Raw genomic sequence first — 11,972 nt, forward strand, 5'->3', positions numbered from 1 at the left:
AGGCCAGCCCACTCCACGGAACTGGCAGGCGGGAATCGTGAGGATCTTCGGCAAGGGACGGCACCGGCCCTCCGCCTCCTGGCGGCAGGCCACCGACCGGGCTTTCACGCTCATCGGGGACGGTCGCTACGAGGACGCGGGCGCGTTGTTGACGCGGGCCGCCGACCTGGAACCCTGGCTGTCGGAGTCCTGGTTCAACCTGGCGCTGCTGCACAAGTTCCGGCACGACTGGGAACAGGCCCGGGCCGCGGGCCTGCGGGCCGTGGCCCTGCTCGACCGGGAGACCGGCGCACCCGACTGGTGGAACGTCGGCATCGCGGCGACCGCCCTCCAGGACTGGCCCCTGGCCCGGCGCGCCTGGCAGGCCTACGGGCTGCATGTGCCCGGCGGTGCCACGGACGCCGGCGAACCCCTCGGCATGGACCTGGGCAGCGCGGCTGTACGGCTGTCGCCCGAGGGCGAGGCCGAGGTGGTGTGGGGACGTCGGCTGGATCCGGCGCGGATCGAGGTGCTGTCCATCCCGCTGCCGTCGTCGGGACGGCGCTGGGGTGAGGTCGTCCTGCACGACGGGGTGCCGCACGGCGAGCGGACCACCGCCGCCGGGCACTCGTATCCGGTGTTCGACGAGATCGAACTGTGGGCGCCCTCACCCGTGCCCACCTGGGTGGTCCTGCTGGAGGCCGCCAGCGAGGCCGACCGGGACGCCCTGGAGCAGCTCGCCGCCGACGCCGGGTTCGCCGCGGAGGACTGGTCGTCCTCCGTGCGGCTGCTGTGCCGGCTGTGCTCGGAGTCACGGATGCCGTCCGACGAGGGCGACGGGGAGCATCTGGACCCGCACGACCACAGCGAGCCCGGGCATCCGGGGCCGCTCGGTCACCGTACGGACGGGCAGCTGTGGGTACCGGAGCGCGAGTGCGGGGTGGCCGCGCCGGCCTCGCTGGTCCGGGGGCTGCTGGACGGGTGGGTCGCCGATTCGCCCGACTCCCGGGACTGGCGGGACCTCGAAGAGGTGTGCTGAGGCCCTCGGCCGGCCGCCGGCCCGTCGTGGCTGGTCGCGTACTTGTCCGCGCCCCCCTCAGGGCGCGTTCCCCGTACCCTGTATCAGCATCACACCCCGGTTTTTCCAGAAAGGCGTACGTCGGTCATGGCGCAGCAGGACACCGATCAGCAGCACGCGGGCGTGCTCCCCGTCGACGACGAGGGCTTCGTCGTCGACTCGGAGGACTGCGAGGAGCGCGAGCAGGCGTACCGCGACCGCGGCACCTCGCGGCCGATCACCGTGGTCGGCAACCCGGTGCTGCACAAGGAGTGCGAGGACGTCACCGACTTCGGTGAGGAGTTCCAGCAGCTGGTCGCCGACATGTTCGCCAGCCAGCGCACCGCCGAGGGTGTGGGTCTGGCGGCCAACCAGATCGGCGTCGACCTGAAGGTGTTCGTCTACGACTGCCCGGACGACGACGGTGTCCGGCACACCGGCGTGGTCTGCAACCCCAAGCTCGTCGAACTGCCCGCCGACCGGCGCCGGCTGGACGACAGCAACGAGGGCTGCCTGTCGGTGCCGACGGCGTACATGCCGCTGGCCCGTCCCGACTACGCCGAGGTGACGGGACAGGACGAGCGGGGCAACCCGATCAAGGTCCGTGGCAGCGGATACTTCGCTCGGTGTTTGCAGCACGAGACCGACCACCTCTACGGCTACCTCTACATCGACCGGCTGTCCAAGCGGGAACGCAAGGACGCGCTGCGGCAGATGGCCGAGAACGAGCCTCGCTACCCCGTGGTCGCCAACGACTGACACCTCGCCTCACCCCCACGCACGGCGTCTGATCAGGTTCTCGGCCTGACCAGGCGCCGTTCGTCTGTCCGTCGCACGTTCGATCGGATGTACGCCCTGAGTGATCCAGAACCAGTCAGGTGCCAGGAGAATCTCGGCACTGTGGGGTAGTGAATGAAGCAAATCCGTTCCCAGAACGGTCAGTTGTGGTGCTGAATGGGAAGTGCGGGGTTACGCAACGGCGCACGCCCGGCACAGCGGGAGGGGCGTGCCCAACTGGCGGCTGAGAGGGGTTTGTTCGTGCCTGCTTTCCCACACAGCACCACAGCGACCGCGACCGCGATCGCAGTCCCACCTTCGCTGTCTCTTCCGGTGATCGAGGCGGCGTTTCCCAGGCAATTGCACCCGTATTGGCCCAGGCTCCAGGAGAAGACCCGTACCTGGCTCCTGGAAAAACGGCTCATGCCGGCGGACAAGATTGAGGAATATGCCGACGGCCTGTGCTACACCGATCTCATGGCCGGGTACTACATAGGTGCCCCCGACGACGTCCTGCAGGCGATAGCGGACTACAGCGCGTGGTTCTTCGTCTGGGACGACCGGCACGACCGTGACATCGTCCACCACCGCCCCGCGGCCTGGCGCCGGCTCCGGGCGCTGCTGCACGAGGCGCTCGACTCCCCCGAGGACCATCTGCACCACGAGGACGCGCTGGTGGCGGGGTTCGCGGACAGTGTGCTGCGGTTGTTCTCGTTCCTGCCCCGGACCTGGAACGAGCGCTTCGCCCGGCACTTCCACGCGGTGATCGAGGCCTACGACCAGGAATTCCACAACCGGAGCGAAGGGATCGTGCCGACGGTCGAGGAATATCTGGCGCTGCGCCGACTCACCTTCGCGCACTGGATATGGACCGATCTGCTGGAGCCGAGTGCCGGACAGGAACTTCCGGACGCGGTGCGGAAACATCCGGCCTATCGGCGGGCGGCGCTGCTGAGCCAGGAATTCGCCGCGTGGTACAACGACCTCTGCTCACTGCCCAAGGAAATCGCGGGCGACGAGGTGCACAATCTCGGAATCAGTCTCATCACCCATGAGGGGCTGAACCTGGAAGAGGCTGTCGTCGAACTGCGGCGGCGCGTCGAGGAATGCATCGCGGAATTCCTGGTCGTCGAGGACGAGGCATTACATTTCGCGGACTCTCTCGCCGACGGCACGGTACACGGAAAGGAATTGAGTGCTGCCGTGCGCGTCTGCCTCGGGAACATGCGGAACTGGTTCAGTTCCGTCTACTGGTTCCACCACGAGTCCGGCCGCTACATGGTCGACAGCTGGGACGACCGGTCCACGCCCCCGTACGTCAACAACGAAACGGCAGGTGAGAAATGACCGTCGAGTCCGTACCCGCGGCCCCGAACCGGCAGCAGGCCCCGGAACTGCGGGAGCCCCCCGTCGCGGGCGGTGGTTTCCCGCTTCTGGGCCACGGCTGGAAGCTGGCGCGCGATCCCTTGGCCTTCATGTCCCAGCTGCGCGACCACGGTGACGTGGTCCGGCTGCGACTCGGCCCCAAGACGGTCTACGCCGTCACCACCCCGGAGCTCACCGGCGCCCTGGCGCTGAGCCCCGACTACAAGATCGACGGCCCCCTGTGGGAGTCCCTGGAGGGCTTGCTCGGCAAGGAGGGCGTGGCCACCGCCAACGGGCCGCGTCACCGGCGGCAACGCCGTACCATCCAGCCCGCGTTCCGGCTCGGCGCGATCCCCGCCTACGCGGCGATCATGGAGGAGGAGGCGCACGGGCTCACCACCCGCTGGCGGCCCGGCGAGACCGTCGACTGCACCTCCGAGTCCTTCCGGGTCGCCGTGCGCATCGCGGCCCGCTGCCTGCTGCGCGGCGAGTACATGGACGAGCGCGCCGAGCGGCTGTGCCTGGCGCTCGCCACCGTGTTCCGCGGCATGTACCAGCGGATGGTGATCCCGCTGGGGCCGCTGTACCGGCTGCCGCTGCCCGCCAACCGGGAATTCAACCGGGCGCTGGCCGATTTGCATCTCCTGGTCGACGAGATCGTGGCCGAGCGCCGGGCATCCGGTCAAAAGCCGGACGATTTGCTGACGGCATTGCTGGAGGCGAAGGACGAGAATGGCGAGCCCATCGGGGAACAGGAGATCCACGACCAGGTGGTCGCGATACTCACCCCGGGAAGCGAAACCGTGGCCTCCACGATCATGTGGCTGCTCCAGGTGCTCGCCGAGCATCCGGAACACGCCGACCGGATCCGGGACGAAGTCGAATCCGTGACCGGCGGCCGGCCCGTCGCATTCGAGGACGTCCGGAAGCTCACGCACACGAACAATGTGGTCGTGGAGGCGATGCGTTTGCGTCCCGCCGTCTGGATACTCACCCGGCGGGCGGTCGCCGACACGGAACTCGGTGGCTATCGCATTCCGGCGGGTGCGGACATCATCTACAGTCCGTACGCGGTTCAGCGCGATGCGCGATCGTACCGGGACAACCTGGAGTTCGACCCCGACCGCTGGCTTCCGGAACGCGTCAAGGACGTGCCGAAATATGCCATGAGTCCGTTCAGTGTGGGCAATCGCAAGTGCCCGAGCGACCACTTCTCGATGGCCCAGCTGACGCTGATCACGGCGGCGGTCGCGACGAAGTACCGCTTCGAGCAGGTGCCCGGCTCGGACGACGCGACCCGGGTGGGCATCACGCTCCGTCCGAACAAGCTCCTGCTCACGCCCGTGCCGAGGTGAGGGACGCGGGTGCGCTCAGGCGGCCTCCGGGCCCCTGAACGTGCGCCGGTAGGCCTGGGGGGTGGTGCCCAGCGCCCGGACGAACTGGTGGCGCAGCGCGGCCGCGTTGCCGAACCCCGTCCGGCCGGCGATCGCGTCCACCGTCTCGTCCGTCGCTTCCAGCAACCGCTGGGCCAGCAGTACCCGTTGGCGCAGGATCCAGCGGTAGGGGGTGGTCCCCGTCTCCTGCTGGAAGCGGCGGGCGAAGGTGCGCGGTGACATGAGGGCGCGGGCGGCGAGCTGCTCGACGGTGACCTCCTGGTCGAGGTTGCGCTCCATCCACACCAGCACCTCGGCGACCGCGTCGCCCTCCGACCGGGGCAACGGGCGCTCGATGTACTGGGCCTGCCCGCCGTCCCGGTGCGGCGGCACCACCATCCGCCGGGCGATCTTGTTGGCCACCTCCGGCCCCTGCTCCTTGCGCACGATGTGCAAGCAGGCGTCGATGCCGGCGGCCGTGCCCGCGGAGGTGATCACCGGGTCCTCGTCGACGTAGAGCACGTCCGGCTCTACGACCGCCCGCGGATACTGCCGCTCCAGCTCCTCGGCGTGCCGCCAGTGCACGGCGCAGCGCCGCCCGTCCAGCAGCCCCGCGGCGCCCAGCACGAAGACGCCGGAGCACACGCTGAGCACCCGGGAGCCCCGCTCGACGGCCCGGCGCAGGGCGTCGAGCAATTCCGGCGGGAAGGTCCGCGTCTCGTAGCACGAGCCGGCCGGCACGGCGATCAGGTCGGCCGTCTCCAGACGGTCCAGCCCGTGCTCGACCCGCAGGGAGAAACCGGCGTTGGACCGCAGCTGCGGCCCCTCGGCGGAGGTGACCGCGAAGTCGTACACCGGCAGTCCGTCGTCGCTCCGGTCGATGCCGAAGACCTCGCAGACCACGCCGAGTTCGAAGGGATTCACGCCGTCGATGAGTACCGCGGCCACGTTCTGCAGCATGCCCTCAGTGTGCCTCAGTGGTGGCAGTAAATCGAGGGTCTACGGCAGTCCTGCCACTGTCGGTAAGGAGTGTCCGGCGCGAGAGTGGTGTCCATGAACACGAACCAGATCGAAGCACTCATCGGAATGCTGGCCGTCGCGGGACTCTTCGTGATCATGGTCCTCCCTTCTCTCATCGGTATCGCGCACGACCGGCGCGTCGACCGCGAGATCCGGGAGGCCCAGGACCAGCGCAGGCAGAAGGAGGATCAGAAGTCCTCGTCCAGGTCGACCGTGCCCTCCACGGCCACCTGGTACGCCGAGGGACGCCGCTCGAAGAAGTTGGTCAACTCCTGAACCCCCTGGAGCTCCATGAAGGAGAAGGGGTTCTCGGAGCCGTACACCGGAGCGAAGCCGAGGCGCGTGAGGCGCTGGTCGGCGACGCACTCCAGGTACTGCCGCATCGACTCGGTGTTCATGCCCGGGAGGCCGTCACCGCACAGGTCGCGCGCGAACTGCAGCTCGGCCTCGACGGCCTCCCGCAGCATGTCGGTGACCTGCTGCTGGAGCTGGTCGTCGAAGAGCTCCGGCTCCTCCTTGCGGACGGTGTCCACCACGTCGAACGCGAAGCTCATGTGCATGGTCTCGTCGCGGAACACCCAGTTGGTGCCGGTCGCCAGACCGTGCAGCAGACCCCGGCTGCGGAACCAGTAGACGTACGCGAAGGCACCGTAGAAGAACAGGCCCTCGATGCACGCGGCGAAGCAGATCAGGTTGAGCAGGAAGCGCCGGCGGTCCGCCGTGGACTCCAGGCGGTCCAGCTTCTCGACCTCGTTGATCCACCTGAAGCAGAACTCGGCCTTCTCGCGGATGGACGGGATGTTCTCCACCGCGTCGAACGCCGCCGCCCGGTCCTCCGGGTCGGGGAGGTAGGTGTCCAGCAGGGTCAGATAGAACTGGACGTGCACCGCCTCCTCGAACAGCTGGCGGCTCAGGTAGAGCCGGGCCTCGGGGGAGTTGATGTGCTTGTACAGCGTCAGGACCAGGTTGTTCGCCACGATCGAGTCGCCCGTCGCGAAGAACGCCACCAGCCGGCCGATCAGGTGCTGCTCCTCGGGGGAGAGCTTCGCGAGGTCGGCGACGTCCGAGTGGAGGTCGACCTCCTCCACGGTCCAGGTGTTCTTGATGGCGTCCCGGTAGCGCTCGTAGAAGTCCGGGTAGCGCATCGGGCGCAGCGTCAGCTCGAAGCCGGGGTCGAGAAGGTTCTGGGTACGGGTGGACATCACTGGCAGGCCTCGCAGGACTCGGGGTTTTCCAGGGAGCAGGCGACCGCTTCGGGGTCGGTGGCCGCCTGGACGGGGATGGTGGTCCGGGGCTGCGCCTGGGCCGCGCGGGCGATGCGGGTCGCGGGGCGTGAGCGCAGGTAGTACGTCGTCTTCAGGCCCGACTTCCAGGCGTAGGCGTACATCGAGGAGAGCTTGCCGATGGTCGGCGTCTCCAGGAACAGGTTCAGCGACTGGGCCTGGTCGAGGTACGGGGTGCGCGCGGCCGCCATGTCGATGAGCCCGCGCTGCGGGATCTCCCACGCCGTGCGGTAGAGCCGCCGTACGTCCTCGGGGATCCAGGCGAAGTCCTGCACCGAGCCGTTGGCCTCGCGCAGCGCCTCACGGGTGCGGGCGTCCCAGACGCCGAGCTCCTTCAGCTCCCGCACCAGGTAGGAGTTGACCTGGAGGAACTCGCCGGACAGCGTCTCGCGCTTGAAGAGGTTCGACACCTGCGGCTCGATGCACTCGTAGACGCCGGCGATCGAGGCGATCGTCGCGGTGGGCGCGATCGCCAGCAGCAGGGAGTTGCGCATGCCGACCGCGGCGATGCGCTCGCGCAGCGCGCTCCAGCGCTCCGGCCAGGTCGGCTCGACGCCGTAGTGGTCGGGGTGCAGCACGCCCCGGGCGGTGCGGGTCCGGTCCCAGGCGGGCAGCGGCCCGTTGCGTGCCGCGAGGTCGGCGGACGCCTCGTACGCGGCGAGCATGATGCGCTCGGCGATCCGGGTGGACAGCGCCTTCGCCTCGGGCGAGTCGAAGGGCACCCGCAGCTGGAAGAAGACGTCCTGCAGGCCCATCGCGCCGAGGCCGACCGGGCGCCACCGGGCGTTGGAGCGGCCCGCCTGCTCGGTCGGGTAGAAGTTGATGTCGACCACGCGGTCGAGGAAGGTCACGGCGGTGCGGACGGTGGCGTCCAGCCGCTCCCAGTCGATGCCGTCGCCCACGACGAACGCGCCCAGGTTGACCGAGCCCAGGTTGCACACGGCGGTCTCGCCGTCGTCCGTGACCTCCAGGATCTCCGTGCAGAGGTTCGAGGAGTGGACGACGTGGCCCGGCTCGGCGGTCTGGTTGGCGGTGCGGTTGGCGGCGTCCTTGAAGGTCATCCAGCCGTTGCCGGTCTGGGCGAGGGTGCGCATCATCCGGCCGTACAGCTCACGGGCGGGCAGGGTCTTCTTCGCCAGGCCCCGGCTCTCGGCCGCGCGGTACGCGGCCTCGAACTCCTCGCCCCACAGGTCGACCAGCTCGGGCACGTCCGACGGGGAGAACAGCGACCACGCGGCGTCCGCGTCGACCCGCCGCATGAACTCGTCCGGGATCCAGTGCGCGAGATTCAGGTTGTGCGTACGGCGGGCGTCCTCGCCGGTGTTGTCCCGCAGCTCCAGGAACTCCTCGATGTCGGAGTGCCAGGTCTCCAGGTAGACGGCGGCCGCGCCCTTGCGCCGGCCACCCTGGTTCACGGCGGCGACCGAGGCGTCCAGCGTCTTCAGGAACGGGACGATGCCGTTGGAGTGCCCGTTGGTGCCGCGGATCAGGGAGCCCCGGGAGCGGATCCGGGAGTACGACAGACCGATGCCGCCGGCGTGCTTGGAGAGCCGGGCGACCTGGTGGTAGCGCTCGTAGAGGGAGTCCAGCTCGTCCTTGGGGGAGTCCAGGAGGTAGCAGGACGACATCTGGGGGTGCCGGGTGCCGGAGTTGAAGAGGGTGGGGGAGGAGGGGAGGTAGTCGAGGCGGCTCATGAGCCCGTAGAGCGCGGCGACTTCGTCCACCGACCGGGTGGTGTCGTCCTCGGCGAGGCCGGCGGCGACGCGCAGCATGAAGTGCTGGGGCGTCTCGACGACCTTGCGGGTGATCGGGTGCCGGAGCAGGTAGCGGCTGTACAGGGTGCGCAGGCCGAAGTAGCCGAAGCGGTCGTCGGCGTCCCGGTCGACCAGGGCGTCCAGGCGGTCGGCGTGCAGGCGTGTGAACCCGGCCGTGCGGTCGGCGATGAGCCCTTCCCGGTGTCCCACCGCCACGGACTCCGTGAAGGACGTGACCCCCTGGGAGGCGGCCTCGGCGGCGATGGAGACGGTCAGCAGCCGCGCGGCGAGCCGGGAGTAGGCGGGGTCCTCGGAGATCAGTCCGGCGGCGGCCTCCGTGGCCAGCTCCCGCAGTTCGTTCTCGTCCGCCCGCGCGGAACGGCCGCGCAGCGCGGCGGCGGCGACCCGGCCGGGGTCGGCGTCGGGGAGGTCGGCGGTCAGCTCGGTGAGGGTCCGCAGCAACGCGGTCCCTGGTCCGTCGGTCTCCCCTTCCACGGTGGTCGCTGCGGCCGGTTCGGCTGGCGCGATGGTCACGTGGGGCTCTCCCTCGCTCGGCACGGGGGCCTCGCGAAGGGCAGGGGAGGGCACACGAGCGCAGGGGCGTTCGCGTCCACCGGCCCATTCCACGAGACCCGGACGTCAGGGCACCCGGGCCGGACGGCCGGGCGCACTGTCGGCAGGTCCTCGGACTGAACCGGCGTGCGCTCCCTTTTCGGGACGGACGCACGCGAGTACACCGTTGCGGGACAGTTCCGGATTCGCACCGGATTCCCCTGCGGCGACAGCGAGCATGAGCATACATCTGGTGCCGGGTGCCGACAGCACCCCCATATGTTGTGTCGCCGATGACTTCAGAGCGTCAACTGGTAGGTGAGAAGCGTGATGTCGTCCAGCTCCGGGAGGGGGTTCCAGTCCCGCTCGGGGGTGCGGGTGAAGCCCAGCCGTTCGTAGATGCGGTGGGCCGCGTGCATGGTCCGCTGGGTCGACAGGACGAGCCCGGCGCAGCCGTCGAGGGCGCGGGCGCGGTCGACGCAGGCGCGCACCAGGGCCTCGCCGACCCCGCGGCCGCGGGCCTCCCGGGCGACGGCGAGCATGCGGATCTCCGCCTCGTCGGGGGCGGCTATGTCGGCCATGGGGCCGCCGGAGGGGACGAACGTCACGCCGCCGAGGACGCGTTCGTGCGCGACGGCCACGAGCACCTGTGCGGCGGCCGCGCGCTTGGCGACGTCTCGCAGCTCGCCGAGGTAGCCGTCGCTCTCGCCGAAGTCGAGGAGTCCGTCCTGGAGGTAGGCCTGCGCGGTGATCTCACCGAGGGTGGCGTACTCGGCGGGGTGCGCGCGGCGGATGTCGATGTCCATGGCGGCAGTGTGTACGACGACGGGCCGCCGCATCATGCGATGTCGGCGGCCCGCTGCGGGTCGTTCAGTGGTCGCTCGCGCTCACGCGGCCACGCCGCGTGCCGGAACGGCCCCGCGCCTCAGTGGGCGGCACCCGCGGTCGCCGGGGGAAGCTCCACCTGGACTCCCGGGTCGCCGGCGTCCGCCGTGTAGTCGCCGGGCTTGGTCTCGTCGACGCCCTCGGGAGCCTTCACGGCCTTCAGGACGAAGGTGAGGACCACCGTGACCACCAGGTTGAGGACGAACGCCGTGAGGCCGATGTAGCCGATCTCACCGATGCCGGGGATCTCCGCCGAGGAGCCGCCGAAGTGCTTCTGCGTCGGGGAGGCGACACCGTAGGCCGCGACCGTGCCGTAGGTCATGCCGACCGCCCAGCCGGCCAGCAGCGCCCAGCGGTGGAACCAGCGGGTGAACAGACCGCCGACCAGGGCGGGCATGGTCTGGAGGATCCAGATGCCGCCCAGCAGCTGGAAGTTGATCGCGACCGTCTTGTCCATCCCGAGGACGAAGACGAGGGCGCCGACCTTCACCAGCAGGGACACCAGCTTGGAGACCTTGGTCTCCTGCGCGGGGGTGGCGTCCGGCTTGAGGAAGTCCTTGTAGATGTTGCGGGTGAAGAGGTTGGCCGCCGCGATCGACATGATGGCCGCCGGGACCAGCGCGCCGATGCCGATCGCCGCGAACGCGACGCCGGTGAACCAGTCCGGGAACATGTTCTCGAACAGCTGGGGGATCGCCAGCTGGCCGTTCTCCACCTTGACGCCGGCCGCGATCGCCATGAAGCCGAGCAGACCCAGCAGGCCCAGCATCAGCGAGTACAGCGGCAGGATCGTGGAGTTGCGGCGGATCACGTCCCTGCTGCGGCTGGACAGCACGGCCGTCACGCTGTGCGGGTACATGAACAGGGCGAGCGCCGAGCCCAGTGCCAGCGTGGCGTACGTCCACTGCGAGGCGGCGTTCGGCACCAGCCCGCCCGCACCGGCCTCCGTGTACTTGTCGTTCGCGGCGGCGAAGATGTCGTCGAAGCCGCCCAGCTTGATCGGGATGTAGATGATGGCGACGGCGATCACGATGTAGATCAGCGCGTCCTTGACGAACGCGATCAGGGCCGGCGCCCGCAGACCCGAGGAGTACGTGTACGCGGCCAGCACTCCGAAGGCGATCAGCAGCGGCAGGTCCTTGATGAACCAGTTGGTGTCCTCGCCGCCGCCGATGCCCATCACGTCCAGCACGGCCTGGATGCCGACCAGCTGGAGCGCGATGTACGGCATGGTCGCGAGGATGCCGGTGACCGCGACGGCGAGGGACAGGCCCTTGGAGCCGAAGCGGCCGCGGACGAAGTCCGAGGTGGTGACGTAGCCGTGCTTGTGGGAGACCGACCACAGTCGCGGCAGGAAGACGAACATCATCGGGTAGATGAGGATCGTGTACGGCACCGCGAAGAAGCCGGCCGCGCCCGCCGCGTAGATCGCCGCCGGTACGGCGACGAAGGTGTACGCCGTGTAGAGGTCGCCGCCGAGCAGGAACCAGGTGATCCAGGTCCCGAAGGACCGGCCGCCGAGGCCCCACTCGTCGAGGCTGTGCTCGTTCTCGGCCTTGCGCCAGCGCGCGGCCAGGAAGCCCATCACCGTGACGGCGACGAAGAAGAGGATGAACACGGCGAGTGCGACGCCGTTCACACCGTCCTTCATGCTCCGGCACCCCCCTGCGTCTTGCGGGCGCGCTGGTCACGCTGCCACAGCCAGTAGGCGGTCATGGTGAGGGCGGTGGAGATCACGACCCAGGCCATCTGGTACCAGTAGAAGAACGGGATGCCGATGAAGGTCGGGTCCGTCTTCGCGTACGAGCCCACCCAGAGCATGGCCACGAACGGTGCTATCAGGCAGAGGGCGATGACGACGCGCACAGGCGTCACCACCGGCCCTCTGTTCACTTCTGAGGCTTCTGACATCGGACGGCTCCGTCCC

The 11,972-nt window shown here is 69.3% G+C and carries 11 protein-coding genes and 1 riboswitch; of the genes, 5 read left to right on the forward strand and 6 right to left on the reverse strand.

The genetic code is table 11. The annotated features are described in order from the left end of the window. The first annotated feature begins 37 nt into the window (after positions 1 to 37). The 4 genes from ACZ7LV_RS24390 to ACZ7LV_RS24405 all read left to right on the forward strand — a co-directional run bounded on the left by ACZ7LV_RS24390 (position 38) and on the right by ACZ7LV_RS24405 (position 4,533). On the forward strand, positions 38 to 1,018 hold the full coding sequence (locus tag ACZ7LV_RS24390) for a tetratricopeptide repeat protein (protein WP_471942137.1): 981 nt from the start codon (positions 38 to 40) through the stop codon (positions 1,016 to 1,018). A 126-nt stretch (positions 1,019 to 1,144) separates the two neighbouring features. Next, a complete protein-coding gene (gene def, locus ACZ7LV_RS24395; protein ID WP_471942138.1) occupies positions 1,145 to 1,795 on the forward strand; it encodes a peptide deformylase in 651 nt (216 codons plus the stop codon). A 279-nt stretch (positions 1,796 to 2,074) separates the two neighbouring features. Beyond that, positions 2,075 to 3,160, forward strand: coding sequence for an epi-isozizaene synthase (gene cyc1, locus ACZ7LV_RS24400; RefSeq protein ID WP_471942140.1), 1,086 nt, complete (start codon positions 2,075 to 2,077; stop codon positions 3,158 to 3,160). Next, entirely contained in the window at positions 3,157 to 4,533 is a 1,377-nt protein-coding gene (locus ACZ7LV_RS24405; RefSeq protein WP_471942142.1) for a bifunctional albaflavenone monooxygenase/terpene synthase, read from the forward strand. Before cyc1 ends, ACZ7LV_RS24405 begins: the two co-directional genes overlap by 4 nt. A gap of 15 nt (positions 4,534 to 4,548) precedes the next feature. On the opposite strand, the gene ACZ7LV_RS24410 is transcribed toward ACZ7LV_RS24405, so the two are convergent. Further along, a complete protein-coding gene (locus tag ACZ7LV_RS24410) occupies positions 4,549 to 5,511 on the reverse strand; it encodes a GlxA family transcriptional regulator (RefSeq protein WP_471942144.1) in 963 nt (320 codons plus the stop codon). Between the two features lie 93 nt (positions 5,512 to 5,604). Here ACZ7LV_RS24410 and ACZ7LV_RS24415 point away from each other — a divergent pair, with 93 nt between their 5' ends. Then, the gene (locus ACZ7LV_RS24415) at positions 5,605 to 5,847 is read left to right on the forward strand and encodes a hypothetical protein (RefSeq protein ID WP_471942146.1); all 243 of its coding nucleotides are present in this window, start codon (positions 5,605 to 5,607) and stop codon (positions 5,845 to 5,847) included. On the opposite strand, the gene ACZ7LV_RS24420 is transcribed toward ACZ7LV_RS24415, so the two are convergent. The 5 genes from ACZ7LV_RS24420 to ACZ7LV_RS24440 form a co-directional block, all read right to left on the reverse strand. Then, positions 5,760 to 6,773, reverse strand: coding sequence for a ribonucleotide-diphosphate reductase subunit beta (locus tag ACZ7LV_RS24420; protein WP_471942148.1), 1,014 nt, complete (start codon positions 6,771 to 6,773; stop codon positions 5,760 to 5,762). The two genes, ACZ7LV_RS24415 and ACZ7LV_RS24420, sit on opposite strands and share 88 nt — an antisense overlap. Then, the gene (locus tag ACZ7LV_RS24425) at positions 6,773 to 9,142 is read right to left on the reverse strand and encodes a ribonucleoside-diphosphate reductase subunit alpha (RefSeq protein WP_471942150.1); all 2,370 of its coding nucleotides are present in this window, start codon (positions 9,140 to 9,142) and stop codon (positions 6,773 to 6,775) included. Before ACZ7LV_RS24425 ends, ACZ7LV_RS24420 begins: the two co-directional genes overlap by 1 nt. A 124-nt stretch (positions 9,143 to 9,266) precedes the next feature. Next, positions 9,267 to 9,443: riboswitch (cobalamin riboswitch) on the reverse strand. A 16-nt stretch (positions 9,444 to 9,459) separates the two neighbouring features. Then, the gene (locus ACZ7LV_RS24430) at positions 9,460 to 9,966 is read right to left on the reverse strand and encodes a GNAT family N-acetyltransferase (RefSeq protein WP_471942152.1); all 507 of its coding nucleotides are present in this window, start codon (positions 9,964 to 9,966) and stop codon (positions 9,460 to 9,462) included. A 119-nt stretch (positions 9,967 to 10,085) separates the two neighbouring features. Beyond that, complete coding sequence (gene mctP, locus ACZ7LV_RS24435; protein ID WP_471942154.1) at positions 10,086 to 11,696, reverse strand: monocarboxylate uptake permease MctP; 1,611 nt, start codon at positions 11,694 to 11,696, stop codon at positions 10,086 to 10,088. Then, positions 11,693 to 11,956: a DUF3311 domain-containing protein gene (locus ACZ7LV_RS24440; RefSeq protein ID WP_401673128.1), complete on the reverse strand. Its 264-nt coding sequence runs from the start codon at positions 11,954 to 11,956 to the stop codon at positions 11,693 to 11,695. The genes mctP and ACZ7LV_RS24440 overlap by 4 nt, the downstream gene beginning before the upstream one ends. Positions 11,957 to 11,972: the final 16 nt, after the last annotated feature.

This window comes from Streptomyces sp. NPDC107562, assembly GCF_055657325.1.